We start from the raw sequence: 13351 nt of genomic DNA, 5'->3' as shown, positions 1-13351 counted from the left end.
ATAGTGGGGCAAAAAAAAGAGTGCTGGCGGCAATAAGCTAAAATGGCGGTTTTGGCGGCTAGCTAATTTTTTCGGCATACTCGCCGCCGTATCGCGAAATGTAGGTGCTTAGCCCGCGTCCAGTGTTAGCTAGCCGTTTCATCTCCTCGACTGTCGTACGCCCCGGCGTGCAATAGTCGTATAAATAGGTCCCGCCGTTGACGAAGCGTATTTTTATGCCGTCGTGCAGGATTTCGAAAGCCGCAATGCCCGATTTGCCCGAAAGATTTTCATAAGGCTGCATGAGTAGTTTCCCGCATGCTGGATCTGGCGCGGCCGTGTGGCCGTGTAATGCGAGTCCGACAGCGCGCGTGATCCTAAAGTATTGCCGGCGTCAGCCGTTATCGATTTCATGCAACCGCCGCGGCCGGGGCCGACAGAGTGTCATGGATAAAGATCAGATACCGTTTCTGGATTCGAGCGATCCACACTTCGAACACGCTCGTGCGTTGAGCCTGTCGGTCGGAGCCATCCGGCGTGCACAAGGCAAATGCAATCCCAACGACTTCCCCGTGGGCTCGCTCGAATGGCACTTCGCTATCGAAGACTTCGCCGGCGACGTCCTGAAGGCGCTGATGGGCGAGACCGAAGGCGTCGACGTCCACGTCGGCGAGCGCCGCCGCGACTAGGCGGCTCGCCGAAATCCGTCCGCCCGTCAGAGCTTGACGCCGCCCGCCTCGGGCGCGTCGACGCCGGATGGCGGGATCGCGCCCATCGGACTCACATCGTCCGGCCGCGTCTCATTTGTCCAATAAGGCTCTCGTCCGTAGTGCTGATGCACCGTGGTCGCCCAGACGCGGTCGGCCATGGAAGGCCACGCATCCTTGTCGAAACCGGGCGAGCTGCGCACTTCCTCGGCAGTCGCGGTTAGCCGAAAGCAGCGATTGTCGGTATCCAGCGTCAGCGCGCTCCAGGGAATGGCCAGCAGCTTGTTGCCGATGCCAAGAAAGCCCCCGCTCGACAGCACCGCATACGCAATACGTCCGCTGCTCACATCCAGCATGATTTCCTTCAGCGAGCCGACGTCGTGACCGTCGCTCGACAATACCGAATTTCCATCGAGCGTACTGGCGGCCATCACGTCCGGGCCAGGTCCGGCGGCGGTCGCGGCGCCTTTGCCTATGATCGTCGCGCCGCCTGAGGCGGGTTCCATCGGTTGGTTCATGATTCGCTCCTTACGCGTGAAAAACGTTGCGCGGTGTCGGTTTTCAAAGGTGCATGAGCCGCTCTTTTTCTTCAACTAAGCAGCAACGTTCGTTCCCATCGATGCCTGTTTGAATGCGCGCTGATGGCGTCTGCTAAGCTCGGGCTTCTTTTTCCCCGATGCCTCCTTAGTTCATGATCGATGTCGAGGAACTGCTTGCGGTTGCCTATAAGAAGGAACGTGAACGGAGCCGCCGGCTGTCCAAAGGCGCTTCGTTGTCCGAGCACGAAGCGCTCATCAGGACGATGACGAAAGTCGCCGGTTCGCAAAGCCTCGCCGATTTGATCGCGACCCGACGTGCAACGCAGCGGAAGTTTGCCGATGCCGTACGAACGCGCGAGGCCGAGCGTGCGAGCCGCGCGAACCGAAAACCCGTGGTCACCGATGCGCCCGCCTGGCGCGGCTGGTTCGACGGCTCCGCGCTGCCGAATCCGGGGCGCGTCGGCATTGGCGCGGTATTGCAGAGCCCGCAAGGCGAAGTCGTCGAAATCAGCGCGGAAGCGGGACGCGGCGACAGCAGCGTTGCCGAATATCGCGCGCTCATCGCGCTATTGGAAGCCGCCTTGCGCGAAGGCGCGACGGAGATCGCGATTTACGGCGACAGCCGCGTCGTGATCGACGATATGCACGCCAGCGAAGGCGCGGGCATTCGCTCCCTGACTCATTTCGCACGCGAGGCGCGGGCGCTCATCGCCCGGATCGGCGCGGTCCGCCTCACGTGGATTCCGCGCGAACGGAATACGAGCGCGGACGTGCTGTCGCGTCGGGCGCTCGACGGAGCGTCGATTCAAATGGACACGCACGACGCTCAGCCGAGCTCGCGCACGTCCGCTATGGCCGCGCTGCCGAACGCATCGCTCAACAAGTAGGCGATCAGCTTCTCGGACGATTGTCGCGGCGTCGCGAGCTGACCGTCGCGCTTGAGGGCATCGAAACGTTCCCGCAGCGGAAAGCGTTCGAGTCCGGTCGATCGGATTTCAGCCTGCATGTCCGTATCGACGACACCCGGCGCGACGCTGCAAATGCGCAGCGTGCGATCCCCGGCTTGCTCCGAATCCAGTGCGACCGCGCGCGCGTGGTGATCGAGCGCGGCCTTGGTCGCGCAGTACACGCTCCAACCGGGATAGGCGTTGCGCGCCGCGCCGCTCGAAATATGCGCGATGCGTTTGTCCGTAACGTGCGCAGCCTGTGCGGCGAAGGCCGCGGCGAACATCAGCGGAGCGGCAACGTTGACGCTGACCGCGCGCGCGATGGTCGCGGCGTTCTGATCCGCGAGCGCGCCGATCGGTGCCAGCATGCCCGCATTGTTGACGAGGAGCGCCTGGTCCGCGTCGCCGATGAACGTGCGCAATGCGTCGCCTTCCAGCCAGCGGCCGAGGGCATCCAAGTCGGTCAAATCCAATTCCACCTCTTCGAGCTTGCCGGAATAGCGCGCGGCGAGCGCGGCGTTTGTGTTGCGCGAGAGGGCGAGAAGCCGAATGTCTCGCGCGAGCAGCGTTTCGGCGAGCGCCGCGCCAAGGCCGCGCGTGTGGCCCGTCACGATTGCGATGGTGTTTTTCGACATGGGGCGTGATCCGGTTGTCCGTGAGCGCCTCGATTCTAGCGGCAAGCAACACGGGTCGCTGACTATGCTGAAGAGGGCGAAATCCGCAACCTCAATAAAGCAGAAAAAAGCGCGTTCGTTGGTTCAAGGTCACAGAGGGCTTTGCTGACGCTTTTCGACCTGACAACCTCGATTGCAGAATCGACAATCGCTCTCAGAACCAAAACGAACTATCGGAGCTCTTTATGCCAATCCGTCCGCGAAACTGCCGCGATACTTCTTCGGCCGTCGATGCTGGCCTCACGCCATCCAGCGCGCTGTTCGGCGTCCAGGCGGCGGTGGCAACCATCATCGCAGTCGTCGGGACGCCGTCGGCGGCCTGGGCGCAAAGTTCGGTGCAACTTTATGGCGAAATCGACACCGGCGTGGCTTATGTCAGCAACGTGGGCGGGAAGTCGCAGTATCGGCTGACGAGCGGCACGATCGATGGCAGCTATTGGGGGCTGCAAGGCTCGGAGGACCTCGGCGGCGGCGCGCGCGCCATCTTCCGGCTGGAGCGCGGGTTCTCGTCGGTATCGGGAGAGGGCTTGAACGATCATCCGATGTACGTCGGACTCGGCACCGACGCGCTCGGCACGGTGACGTTCGGGCATCAATACGATTCCATCCACGATTACCTCGCGCCATTCACGTTGACAGGTGGCACTGGCGGCGCCGCGTTCGCCCATTTGCTCGATAACGACAACGCCAACAATTCGTACCTTGCCGCAAATTCCGTGAAGTACACGAGCGCTTCCTATGGCGGCCTGAGCTTCGGCGGGTTGTACGCGTTCTCTAATGCCGCCGGCCAGTTTGCGGAGAATCGCGCGTACAGCATCGGCGCGAACTATTCGCTCGGGTCGTTCAGCGCGGGCGCTGCCTATCTGCATAACAACGGACGCGGCGACACCACGAGCGGCGCGTACGACGCATTGGCGCTTCCCGGCGCGGCCAGCACGGTCTACTCGGCGAACGTTCAGCAGCAAAATACGTTTGGCGTGGGCGCAAGCTATGAACTCGGTGCGGTCACGCTGGGCGGCGCGTTTTCACGCACTGTCAATTCTGGCGTGACCGATGCCGACACCGGCAACGTCATGCCATCGCTCGGGCTAAACAACTACGAGATCAACGGCATTTACAAGCTCACGCAGTCCATCGCGATAGCGGGCATGTATGTCTATACCAGCGGCGGCGGCGCGCACTGGCATGAGGGCGCGCTGCAGGTGGATTATCTGCTGTCGAAACGCACCGATGTTTATCTCGAATCGATTTACCAGAGATCATCGTCGCAGGCGCCAGCGGTGGTTTATGGCAATGATCCGTCGAGCGGCCGAAATCAGTTGATGTTCACGACGGGAATTCGGCATCGTTTTTAAATGTGGTGCTGCACATTTTCACGTAATTCGAACGATTATTACGCTCGTAATTGCGATGCTCTTTTGGCATCGCAAAGTCTGTTTCCCCAAAGATTCGTGGCGATATGCGCAATTAAAATTGCAGCGGTTGTCGTGCAGCGCGAGATTGGCAAGAGAATCTCGTTGGTCTGCCTTGCAATACCGGTGCGTCGGAGTTTTGTCGGCATCCGCTGCGGCAACTTGCGCAATAGCCTGTTTCTCAATTTCCCCCATGATCCACACCGCGGATTTGCGATAATCACCCATTTTCCCGCTCGAACACGCCTTACAGTTATTTGACTTTTTCCTGATCACCCTTTGAAGCGACGTTTCTCGCGCCGCTGATTCGCCCATCGTTGTGCAAGGATTTATCGATGATTACTCGCCCGCACGGCACGTCTGAGACGCGCTCGTTCACCACGGTTTTTCTGATCGAGATGTGGGAGCGTTTTGGTTATTACGGCATGGCTGCGTTGCTCGTACTGTTCATGATTGACAAGATCGGTTTCGCCGACGAGCACGCCAATCTCACATGGGGCGCATTTACCGCGCTGGTTTTCTCCGCGCCGTCCATAGGCGGCTGGATTGGCGATAAAGTGCTCGGCGCGCGGCGCACGATGACGCTTGGCGCAATCGTGCTTGCGCTCGGTTATTTCATGCTGGCGCTGCCATACGACGCGCTCGGGTTCATGTATGCGTCGCTTGGCGTGATCGTCGTCGGTAATGGGCTTTTCAAGTCGAATGCGGCGAATCTCGTGCGACGAATTTACGAAGGCGATATCGCACGTATCGACAGTGCGTTCACCATTTACTACATGGCGGTGAATATCGGCTCGACCTTTTCGATGCTCGCCACGCCGTGGATCAAAGATCACTGGGGCTGGCACGCGGCCTTTGCGGTGTGCTGCGGCGGCATGCTGCTCGGACTTCTGAATTTTGCGCTGATGCGACGCACGCTCGCGCATATCGGCTCGGCGCCCGACGAAGCGCCTTTGAACTGGAGGCGCTTGTTCGCGGTGATCGGCGGCGGCGTGATGTTAGCGCTGGCAACAGTGTTCATCCTGCAGCACAAGGCCGTGGCCGTGACGTGCGTGTATGGCGCGGGCGTCGCGATTCTCGCGATCTTCGGCTACATGCTGAGCGTGTGCGATCGTAGCGAGCGCGCGGGACTCGTCGCCGCGCTGATCCTCGTGTTTCAGGTCATCCTGTTCTTCGTGTTCTATCAGCAGATGTCGACGTCGCTCACGCTGTTCGCCCTGCGCAATGTCGATCCTTCGTTCTCCATTGCAGGCCAGCATCTCTTCAGTTGGAGCGCGGCGCAGTTTCAGGCGCTCAATCCGATCTGGATCATGCTGCTGAGTCCAATGCTCGCGCTGGCTTATACACGCCTCGGGCGTAGCGGCCGCGACATTTCCGTTGCGGCGAAGTACGCCCTTGGCTTTGTCGTCGTGGCGATCGGCTTTTTCGTCTTCGGATTGAGCGGGCGCTACGCGGTGGAAGGGCGCGTGTCGTCGTGGTTCATGGTGGCGGGGTACGGACTCTACTCGCTCGGCGAGTTGCTGGTGTCGGGCCTTGGTCTCGCGATGATCGCGCGTTACGTGCCGGCGCGCATGAGCGGCTTCATGATGGGCGCGTATTTCGTGGCGACGGGCGTGTCGCAGTATCTTGGCAGCGTGGTTGCCAATTTGGCACGCGTGCCGAGCGGCAGTCTCGATGCGGTGCAGTCGTTGCCGCTTTATACGCATCTGTTCTTCGGACTGGGATGGCTTGCGACGGCCGGCGCGGCCATCGCATTCATCTTGCTGCCATTGCTCAATAAACTTTCGCGGGAGCACCATCGAGCGTTGCAGTCTGGCGAAGAAACGCACGCCAGCGAAACACTTCTGCGTGTTTCATCGACTTGATGAAAACTCCGTTTGACGTAGCGAGCAAGTTGCGCCTATAATTCAATTCTTCAGACGCGGGGTGGAGCAGTCTGGCAGCTCGTCGGGCTCATAACCCGAAGGTCGTAGGTTCAAATCCTACCCCCGCAACCAAGTTTCAAAGCAAAGAGCCCGGTTAAAGCCGGGCTCTTTGCTTTTGTGCGTTTGTTTGGCCTTTGCGCGCCGATATCCTGGTTGCAAGTAAAAACCAAAACACAAGGCCGCGTCGAAAAATTCTTCCCCGACAAGCACGAAAAGCCTGCATGAGCATTCACTCATGCAGGCTTTGTGCATTCTTGCCAGCCGTTGTCCGAAGTACGCACGTCGAGTGCGCGTACCACCCGCGAGCTTTCGCACCGATGACCAGACGGCCACTCAAAAGCGAAACCGCGACTAATCAGACTAAGGCTATGACCGGCTATCGGGCCGCTGTACCAGACAACTCAAACGACTCCGAACAGCTTTGATGCAGGCGAGGGCTCGAGCCCCGCGTCGATCAATAGAATTTCTTCGGCAATTGCGCGCGACGGATCTGCTTGCGCAGGCGAGCGACAGCAGCAGCTTTCTTGCGCTTGCGCTCGGTGGTCGGCTTTTCATACGCCATGCGCGACTTGAGTTCTTGAATCAGGCCCGTGCGCTCGACGGTACGGCGAAAACGGCGCATGGCGACGTCGAAAGGCTCATTCTCTTTCAGCAGTACTTTTGTCATTGAATTCTCGGTTGATCTGGCCCTGCCAGAATTTAGGGCAAAGCACAATTGTACACTTTTTGAGAGCCGGCCTGCATCCTCTTTCCACTCGGACATGCTTGGCGGTGACTCGGGATGTTCATCGTAGGTCGTTGAATCGAGACGACAATCCCGGAATACCCGGGTTCGCGGAGTCAGAATCCGCGCGAGCGTGAAGGGCGCGGCGAAGGCACCATCTCACGCGCTTCGGGCTGCTCGATCACCACATCCGACGTCGCAAGCGCCACGCACGGCAGAACCCAGCGTTCGGCTTTTTCTTCCGCCGTGAGCCCTGGCCACTCTATTCGATACCGCACGTCGCCTTCGATCAGGCGGCACATGCACGCGCGGCACGTGCCGTTACGGCAGGAACTCGGCAGCGCCACGCGTGCCTTTTGCGCGGCTTCGAGCAGCGAGACGTTTTCATCGACCGGGACGACGAACCCGGCCGGCTCGACGCGCATTACGAACGCGCTCAAGTGCGCACCTCGACATTCGCGCGGCCATGGGTGAGGTCGCGCAATTCGGCGGCAGCGGGTTCGCGTGCAACAGCCGCCATCTTGACGACGAGCCGCACGCGCATGCCGTAGGCGCTTTCCACGAGTTCGGCGGCGTTCTGTTCGATCCAGCGTCGCACGCGCGCTTCATCGGCGTAATCGATGTCGATCTCGACGACTCCTTGCTCGATGCGCTCCACACGCTCGGCCAGTTGCATGGCGCTGGCGATGGCATCGGTGTAGGCGCGCACGAGCCCGCCCGCGCCGAGCTTGATGCCGCCGTAATAACGTACGACGGCGGCGAGCACGCCATCGACTTCGTGATGGCGCAGCACTTCGAGAATCGGGCGGCCTGCCGTGCCGGATGGCTCGCCGTCGTCGGACATGCCCGACTGGCCGCCCGCCAAGAGCGCCCAGCAGACATGCGTCGCCGATGGGTGCTCCGCGCGCAGCCGTTCGAGTTCGCGCATGGCCGCGTCGCGGTCGGCGACGGGAATCGCGAGCGCGATGAAGCGGCTTTTGCGGATATCGATTTCAGCGCTGACGGCGGAGGCGAGTGTGTAGGTCGGCAAGGCGTGCTCAACTCTTCCCGTCGATGACCGGCGCCGACGCATCGAGCGCACGTTGCATCAGCACGGAATCGACCCATCGGCCATGCTTGAAGCCGACATCGCGCAGCACGCCCACATGTCCGAAGCCGAGCCGCGTATGCAGCGCAATCGACGCCGCGTTGCCGCTGTTGCCAATGACCGCGACCATCTGACGCCAGGGCCCGGCCTCGCATCGGTCGATCAGCGCGCTGAGAAGCGTGTAGCCAAGACCGCGGCCATGAAAGCCCTCGGCGATATAGATGGAGTCTTCGATCGTATGCCGATACGCCGAGCGCGCCCGATACGCCGACGCATAGGCATATCCGGCCACTTCGCCATCGATCTCGGCGACGAGATAAGGCAAGCCCGCAGCCACGATGGCCGCCTGACGCGAACGCATTTCATCGGGCGATGGCGGGACTTCCTCGAAGGTGGCGAGCGCATGGTCGACGTAATGCGCATAGATGCGCGCGATGGCGTCGAAATCGCCGGATGCGGCGTCGCGAATGATCGGCGCGGTGGCGCTCTGTGCGTTCATCGTCGTTTCTGGAGCAAAAGTGATAGGCGGATTCTCGCACGACCGGCCGAGGCAAAAAAAAGGGCCTGCGGGCCGTGCGCCAACCCACCAAGCCGGCGACTTATAGGTTAAAGAAAGCGTTGAACCGGGCGGGCGCTGCCCCCTACACTTAGTCGTCTGTCCGGGACGGCGGACGGCGCTGCCCTGCGCGCGCCCCGCCGAGTCGAGCATCCGAACGAAAAACGCGCTCAAAGCGCGTGCGGCGTAAGACCAGTATCACCCAACGCGCCGCGGACCATAACATGCAATGAACAAATTCCAACGTGGGGCGCTGGCGGCGCTTCTGATCGTCATCGTGGTGACTGCGGCGCTCGCACCGGCGGGCATCGGCTTTTTATTGGCGGAGCGCAGCCGCCGGCAGGAGCGAGTCGAATTGCTGAACACCGCCGCCGCCGCCGCGCTGTTTCGGGCGGAAGACGTAACGCGCCGTCTGTCGGGCGCGCTCGGCGAAATCGGCAAGGTGAGCGCCACGCCATGCTCGACGATCTATCTCCACGAACTCAGGCGCATTGCGCTGACACATACCCAAGTGCGCGATGCGGGCGCCTACGATCACGACGGCCGCTGGCAATGCTCGTCGCTTCTGGGCGCGGTGTCGGCGGGCACGCTCGAAGGGCTCACACTGCCGGCTCCGGACTGGCGTTCGCGCGACGGTGTGAGCGCCTGGTATGCGCTCTCGCGTTTGCCGGGCGGCAAGGAGTCGCTCGTCATGGGCCGCGACGGTTTCTACGTCGCCGCCGATCCTTCGCTTTATCTCGATGGTCGCGACAACGCGAGCGCGCCCGCGAGTCTCGCGGTCATCAACACCGAAGCGAGCCGCGTGATCGCGCGCACGCCCGCCACCGATACCGCCGCCATCCTCGCCGTTTATCGCACGCCATCGCCCGGGCCCGATTGCGCGTCGTGGGTCGTGCGCCGGTCCGTGTCGCTGCCGCTCGCGGTGGTCGTGAGCGCGCCGCATCAGACCTTCAGGCAGCGTGTCTCCACCTTGCCGTGGGGATGGCTGCTCGGCGGCATGGGCGCGGGTCTCGCGTGCGCGGCCTGGGCCGCATGGTTCATCGTGAGAAGGCTCTCGCCGCGCGGTCAGTTGAGCGACGCGGTGCGGCGGCATCAGTTCATCGTCGCGTATCAGCCTATCGTCGATCTCACCACGCGGCGTTGCGTCGGCGCGGAAGCACTCGTGCGCTGGAAGCATCATGACCGGATCGTGCGGCCGGATCACTTCATTCCGCTCGCGGAGCATGGCGGGCTGATCCAGGCCATCACCGATCAGGTGCTCGACACCGTGCTCTTCGAACTCGGCGAGTTTCTCAAGCGCTATCGCGATTACTACGTGTCCGTGAATCTGTCCGTGCCGGATCTCACGACGCACCGTTTTCTCGACGTGCTGCGCCCGGCGGTGGCGCGGGTCGGCGTGCGGCCGCAGCAGATTCGCATCGAAGCGACCGAGCGCAGTTTCCTCGATGCCGCCGCCGCGAAGGAAGTCATCAGCGCGTTCCGCGATGCGGGGCACGCGGTCTATCTCGACGACTTCGGCACCGGTTATTCGAGCCTGTCGCACTTGCAGAATTTTCGCGTGGATGGCCTGAAGATCGACAAATCGTTCGTCGATACCATCGGTCAGGACGCGGCATCGAGCAGCGTGGCCTCGCATATCGTCGACATGGCCGAGACGCTCGATGTGCAGGTGATCGCCGAGGGCATCGAGCGCGAGGAACAGGCGGCGTATCTGCAAGCGCGGGGCGCGAAGTTCGGTCAAGGCTGGCTCTTCTCGCCGCCGCTCTCGGCTGCCGAGTTCATCCGCTACGCAAGCAGGACGCGCGGCCACTGAGCGGGTTGGAATCGCCGGTATCGTCCTTATCTGGTGGGCTGACCTCAAGGAGCCACGACCATGAACGACCAGACAGCAAGCGCTTTTCTTCGCGATGTCCGTCATCCGCTGCTCACGCTTCATCGCAGCGTGCTCGCGCACATGCGCGTGCGCCACGAGGCCGAGTTCGGCGCGGTGTCGCCCGGCGAGTTCCTGCAGATCGTGATCAACGGTTCGGCTTATAAATGGCTCTCGCCCTTGTCGGCCGCGATCGCCGCCATCGACGAGGTCCTCGACGACCGTGAAGCCACGCCCGAGGCGCGCATCGAGCACGCGAAAGCGGTGGCCGCGATGTTCCGCGCCGAAACCCGCGACGCCGCCTTCGCCGAACGTTTCCTGCCGCTGCTGCAGGAAAGCGCCGATATCGCGGTGGCCAACGGCCAGGTCGCGCAACTCGTGCGCGCGCTGCCAGCGGATTGAACGCGACGCGGCCACGATAGGTCATCGTCTGGACGCCGACGCGTCTATCGAAAATGCGACCTGAAAGCGCGATTTTTCAACGTCGTGCGTGCGCGGGTTCCGATCCGCGCTCGCGTACGCAGCGGCGTCTCGACTGCCTTCACACACGGATGCTGCATCGCAATACAAGCCAGCTTGCGCTTTGAGCGATTATTTTTAGCTTGCGAGGATCGCCGCCAATCGAAGAACGAATTGGAGGCGCTCCTTGTCTTTACACGGTTTCGGTCCGCTCCTCTGGGCGGGCGCCAGGGAAACGCTCGCGCTCGCGGTGCTGTCGCTTCTCGTGGCGGTGCTGCTCGGACTTGCGGGCGCGACGGCCAAGTTGTCGCGGCATGGCGCGCTGCGCGCTATCGCCACCGCCTACACGACACTCATCCGCTCCGTTCCCGATCTCGTCCTCATGCTGCTCTTGTTCTACAGCATTCAGATCGCGATCAATCGCGTCACCGATGCCTTCGGCTGGGACCAGTTCGACATGGACCCCTTCACGGCTGGCGTGCTGACGCTCGGGTTCATCTACGGCGCGTACTTCACCGAGACCTTTCGCGGCGCGTTCCTCGCCGTGCCGCGCGGCCAGCTCGAAGCGGGTAGCGCCTACGGCATGAGCGGCATGCGCGTGTTCGGCCGCATTCTTTTTCCGCAGATGATGCGCTTTGCGTTACCGGGCATCGGCAACAACTGGCAGGTGCTGGTGAAGGCGACCGCGCTCGTGTCGATCATCGGGCTCGCGGATGTCGTCAAGGCGGCGCAGGATGCGGGCAAGAGCACCTTCGACATGTTCTTCTTCATCCTAGTCGCGGCGCTCATCTATCTCGCGATCACGAGCGCTTCGAATCTGGTGCTGATGGCGCTGGAACGCCGCTATTCCATTGGCGTGCGGCACGCCGAACTCTGACCACTCGCGCTTGCCATGATCCAGATCCTTGCCGAATACTGGCGCCCGTTCCTGTACTCCGACGGCATGCGCGCGTCGGGTCTCGTCGTCACGTTGTGGCTGCTGGCGGCATCGATCGCGACGGGCTTTTGCGCCGCCGTGCCGCTCGCCTGCGCGCGCGTGTCGAAGCGCCGCTGGCTCTCGACGCCCGTGCGTCTCTACACCTACGTGTTTCGCGGCACGCCGCTCTACGTGCAGTTGCTGCTGCTCTACACGGGCATGTACAGCCTCGAATTCGTGCGCTCGCAGTCGCTTCTCGAAGCGTTCTTCAAAAGCGGCTTCAATTGCGCGATCCTCGCCTTCGCGCTCAATACCTGCGCCTACACGACCGAGATCTTCGCGGGCGCGATTCGCGCGATTCCGCACGGCGAAGTGGAAGCGGCGCGCGCCTACGGCATGAGCGGCTTCACGATGTATCGCCGCGTGATCCTGCCATCCGCGCTGCGCCGCGCCTTGCCTTTGTACAGCAACGAGGTGATCCTGATGCTGCATGCCACGACGGTCGCGTTCACCGCCACCGTGCCCGATATCCTGAAGGTCGCGCGAGACGCCAACTCCGCCACGTACCAGTCGTTCGAATCGTTCGGCATTGCGGCGCTGTTGTATCTCGCGATTTCGTTCGCGCTCGTGGCCGCGTTCCGGCGCGCGGAGCGGCGCTGGCTCGGCTATTTGAGACCGGCGAGCCGTTGACGAGCGGTAAAATCCGAAGCCATGCATCACGACAAGCCATCATCCGAGGAGAAAGCGTTGGAGCCTACCGCCAAAGACGTCGCGACCAAGCTCGTCGCCAGTGACATTCACAAGCGCTACGGCGACAACGAAGTGCTGAAGGGCGTGTCGCTCTCGGCGCGCGCGGGCGATGTCATCAGCATCATCGGCGCGAGCGGTTCGGGCAAGAGCACGTTCCTGCGCTGCATCAACTTTCTGGAGAAGCCCAACGCGGGGCAGATCGTCGTCGACGGCGAGCCCGTGCGCACGAAGGCGGACAAGGCCGGCAATCTCGATGTCGCCGATCACAAGCAGTTGCAGCGCGTCCGCACCAAACTCGCGATGGTGTTTCAGCACTTCAATTTGTGGTCGCACATGACCGCCATCGAAAACGTGATGGAAGCGCCCATCCACGTACTCGGATTGTCGAAGAAGGAAGCCGAGGACCGCGCGCGTACGTATCTGGAGAAAGTGGGTTTGCCGCCGCGCGTGGAGAAGCAGTATCCGTCGCATTTGTCGGGCGGCATGCAGCAGCGCGTGGCGATTGCGCGCGCGCTTGCCATGCATCCCGATGTCATGCTCTTCGACGAACCTACGTCCGCGCTCGATCCCGAACTCGTCGGCGAAGTGCTGAAGGTCATGCAGAAGCTCGCGGAGGAAGGCCGCACGATGATCGTCGTCACGCACGAGATGGGCTTCGCGCGCAACGTGTCGAATCACGTGATGTTTCTGCATCAGGGACGCACCGAGGAAGAGGGCGCACCCGCCGATGTGCTGAGCGCGCCGAAAAGCGACCGCCTGCGTCAATTCCTGTCCGGCAGTCTCAAGTAAGGTGGGGCTGTCGCCGC

General features: G+C 62.0%; 17 protein-coding genes and 1 tRNA gene. 10 read left to right on the top strand and 8 right to left on the bottom strand.

Annotated features, from left to right (window positions below):
• Positions 1 to 58: 58 nt before the first annotated feature.
• Positions 59 to 283, bottom strand: a complete 225-nt coding sequence (locus P9292_RS10670) for a hypothetical protein (RefSeq protein ID WP_309958810.1) — start codon at positions 281 to 283, stop codon at positions 59 to 61.
• Between the two features lie 142 nt (positions 284 to 425).
• Here P9292_RS10670 and P9292_RS10665 point away from each other — a divergent pair, with 142 nt between their 5' ends.
• The gene (locus tag P9292_RS10665) at positions 426 to 668 is read left to right on the top strand and encodes a hypothetical protein (RefSeq protein ID WP_250508871.1); all 243 of its coding nucleotides are present in this window, start codon (positions 426 to 428) and stop codon (positions 666 to 668) included.
• Positions 669 to 694: 26 nt separating this feature from the next.
• Here the strand turns inward: P9292_RS10665 and P9292_RS10660 are convergent, their stop codons facing one another.
• On the bottom strand, positions 695 to 1204 hold the full coding sequence (locus P9292_RS10660; protein WP_309958809.1) for a PRC-barrel domain-containing protein: 510 nt from the start codon (positions 1202 to 1204) through the stop codon (positions 695 to 697).
• 173 nt (positions 1205 to 1377) lie between these two features.
• On the opposite strand from P9292_RS10660, the gene P9292_RS10655 reads away from it, so the two are divergent.
• Positions 1378 to 2112 carry a ribonuclease HI family protein gene (locus P9292_RS10655; RefSeq protein WP_309958808.1) on the top strand — a complete coding sequence of 245 codons (735 nt, stop codon included), beginning with the start codon at positions 1378 to 1380 and terminating at the stop codon, positions 2110 to 2112.
• Here P9292_RS10655 and P9292_RS10650 read toward each other — a convergent pair.
• Positions 2052 to 2807 carry an SDR family oxidoreductase gene (locus P9292_RS10650; protein ID WP_309958807.1) on the bottom strand — a complete coding sequence of 252 codons (756 nt, stop codon included), beginning with the start codon at positions 2805 to 2807 and terminating at the stop codon, positions 2052 to 2054. The genes P9292_RS10655 and P9292_RS10650 overlap by 61 nt on opposite strands.
• A 224-nt stretch (positions 2808 to 3031) precedes the next feature.
• Between P9292_RS10650 and P9292_RS10645 the strand changes: the two genes are divergently transcribed.
• Positions 3032 to 4201 (top strand): porin, encoded by a 1170-nt coding sequence (locus tag P9292_RS10645; RefSeq protein ID WP_309958806.1) that lies wholly within the window; start codon positions 3032 to 3034, stop codon positions 4199 to 4201.
• An 18-nt stretch (positions 4202 to 4219) separates the two neighbouring features.
• Here P9292_RS10645 and P9292_RS10640 read toward each other — a convergent pair whose 3' ends face one another.
• Positions 4220 to 4486: a hypothetical protein gene (locus tag P9292_RS10640; protein ID WP_309958805.1), complete on the bottom strand. Its 267-nt coding sequence runs from the start codon at positions 4484 to 4486 to the stop codon at positions 4220 to 4222.
• A gap of 107 nt (positions 4487 to 4593) precedes the next feature.
• Here P9292_RS10640 and P9292_RS10635 point away from each other — a divergent pair, with 107 nt between their 5' ends.
• Both P9292_RS10635 and P9292_RS10630 read left to right on the top strand, forming a co-directional pair.
• On the top strand, positions 4594 to 6123 hold the full coding sequence (locus P9292_RS10635; RefSeq protein ID WP_309958804.1) for an oligopeptide:H+ symporter: 1530 nt from the start codon (positions 4594 to 4596) through the stop codon (positions 6121 to 6123).
• A 55-nt stretch (positions 6124 to 6178) separates the two neighbouring features.
• A tRNA-Met gene (locus P9292_RS10630) sits at positions 6179 to 6255 on the top strand.
• A 382-nt stretch (positions 6256 to 6637) separates the two neighbouring features.
• On the opposite strand, the gene rpsU is transcribed toward P9292_RS10630, so the two are convergent.
• The 4 genes from rpsU to P9292_RS10610 form a co-directional block, all read right to left on the bottom strand.
• Positions 6638 to 6850 carry a 30S ribosomal protein S21 gene (rpsU, locus tag P9292_RS10625; RefSeq protein WP_006999077.1) on the bottom strand — a complete coding sequence of 71 codons (213 nt, stop codon included), beginning with the start codon at positions 6848 to 6850 and terminating at the stop codon, positions 6638 to 6640.
• Positions 6851 to 7023: 173 nt separating this feature from the next.
• Entirely contained in the window at positions 7024 to 7332 is a 309-nt protein-coding gene (locus P9292_RS10620) for a 2Fe-2S iron-sulfur cluster binding domain-containing protein (protein WP_250464686.1), read from the bottom strand.
• An 11-nt stretch (positions 7333 to 7343) separates the two neighbouring features.
• Positions 7344 to 7937 (bottom strand): YigZ family protein, encoded by a 594-nt coding sequence (locus tag P9292_RS10615; RefSeq protein ID WP_309958803.1) that lies wholly within the window; start codon positions 7935 to 7937, stop codon positions 7344 to 7346.
• A gap of 7 nt (positions 7938 to 7944) precedes the next feature.
• Positions 7945 to 8493 carry a GNAT family N-acetyltransferase gene (locus P9292_RS10610; protein WP_250464381.1) on the bottom strand — a complete coding sequence of 183 codons (549 nt, stop codon included), beginning with the start codon at positions 8491 to 8493 and terminating at the stop codon, positions 7945 to 7947.
• Between the two features lie 286 nt (positions 8494 to 8779).
• On the opposite strand from P9292_RS10610, the gene P9292_RS10605 reads away from it, so the two are divergent.
• The 5 genes from P9292_RS10605 to P9292_RS10585 all read left to right on the top strand — a co-directional run bounded on the left by P9292_RS10605 (position 8780) and on the right by P9292_RS10585 (position 13334).
• On the top strand, positions 8780 to 10363 hold the full coding sequence (locus tag P9292_RS10605) for an EAL domain-containing protein (RefSeq protein WP_244827661.1): 1584 nt from the start codon (positions 8780 to 8782) through the stop codon (positions 10361 to 10363).
• Between the two features lie 60 nt (positions 10364 to 10423).
• A complete protein-coding gene (locus tag P9292_RS10600) occupies positions 10424 to 10822 on the top strand; it encodes a hypothetical protein (protein WP_309958802.1) in 399 nt (132 codons plus the stop codon).
• A gap of 244 nt (positions 10823 to 11066) precedes the next feature.
• Entirely contained in the window at positions 11067 to 11756 is a 690-nt protein-coding gene (locus P9292_RS10595; RefSeq protein WP_244827663.1) for an ABC transporter permease, read from the top strand.
• A 15-nt stretch (positions 11757 to 11771) separates the two neighbouring features.
• Complete coding sequence (locus P9292_RS10590) at positions 11772 to 12485, top strand: ABC transporter permease (protein WP_244827664.1); 714 nt, start codon at positions 11772 to 11774, stop codon at positions 12483 to 12485.
• A 21-nt stretch (positions 12486 to 12506) separates the two neighbouring features.
• Positions 12507 to 13334 carry an ABC transporter ATP-binding protein gene (locus P9292_RS10585; protein WP_370652102.1) on the top strand — a complete coding sequence of 276 codons (828 nt, stop codon included), beginning with the start codon at positions 12507 to 12509 and terminating at the stop codon, positions 13332 to 13334.
• The last annotated feature ends 17 nt before the right edge of the window (positions 13335 to 13351 follow it).

Source organism: Caballeronia sp. LZ001, from assembly GCF_031450875.1.
Classification (GTDB): domain Bacteria; phylum Pseudomonadota; class Gammaproteobacteria; order Burkholderiales; family Burkholderiaceae; genus Caballeronia.
This window is presented reverse-complemented; position numbering and strand designations above follow the sequence as displayed.

Coding starts and splice junctions, on each gene's coding strand:
- P9292_RS10670 (WP_309958810.1), bottom strand. CDS start 283: ATGCAGCCTTATGAAAATCTTTCGGGCAAATCGGGCATTGCGGCTTTC.
- P9292_RS10665 (WP_250508871.1), top strand. CDS start 426: ATGGATAAAGATCAGATACCGTTTCTGGATTCGAGCGATCCACACTTC.
- P9292_RS10660 (WP_309958809.1), bottom strand. CDS start 1,204: ATGAACCAACCGATGGAACCCGCCTCAGGCGGCGCGACGATCATAGGC.
- P9292_RS10655 (WP_309958808.1), top strand. CDS start 1,378: ATGATCGATGTCGAGGAACTGCTTGCGGTTGCCTATAAGAAGGAACGT.
- P9292_RS10650 (WP_309958807.1), bottom strand. CDS start 2,807: ATGTCGAAAAACACCATCGCAATCGTGACGGGCCACACGCGCGGCCTT.
- P9292_RS10645 (WP_309958806.1), top strand. CDS start 3,032: ATGCCAATCCGTCCGCGAAACTGCCGCGATACTTCTTCGGCCGTCGAT.
- P9292_RS10640 (WP_309958805.1), bottom strand. CDS start 4,486: ATGGGTGATTATCGCAAATCCGCGGTGTGGATCATGGGGGAAATTGAG.
- P9292_RS10635 (WP_309958804.1), top strand. CDS start 4,594: ATGATTACTCGCCCGCACGGCACGTCTGAGACGCGCTCGTTCACCACG.
- rpsU (WP_006999077.1), bottom strand. CDS start 6,850: ATGACAAAAGTACTGCTGAAAGAGAATGAGCCTTTCGACGTCGCCATG.
- P9292_RS10620 (WP_250464686.1), bottom strand. CDS start 7,332: ATGCGCGTCGAGCCGGCCGGGTTCGTCGTCCCGGTCGATGAAAACGTC.
- P9292_RS10610 (WP_250464381.1), bottom strand. CDS start 8,493: ATGAACGCACAGAGCGCCACCGCGCCGATCATTCGCGACGCCGCATCC.
- P9292_RS10605 (WP_244827661.1), top strand. CDS start 8,780: ATGAACAAATTCCAACGTGGGGCGCTGGCGGCGCTTCTGATCGTCATC.
- P9292_RS10600 (WP_309958802.1), top strand. CDS start 10,424: ATGAACGACCAGACAGCAAGCGCTTTTCTTCGCGATGTCCGTCATCCG.
- P9292_RS10590 (WP_244827664.1), top strand. CDS start 11,772: ATGATCCAGATCCTTGCCGAATACTGGCGCCCGTTCCTGTACTCCGAC.
- P9292_RS10585 (WP_370652102.1), top strand. CDS start 12,507: ATGCATCACGACAAGCCATCATCCGAGGAGAAAGCGTTGGAGCCTACC.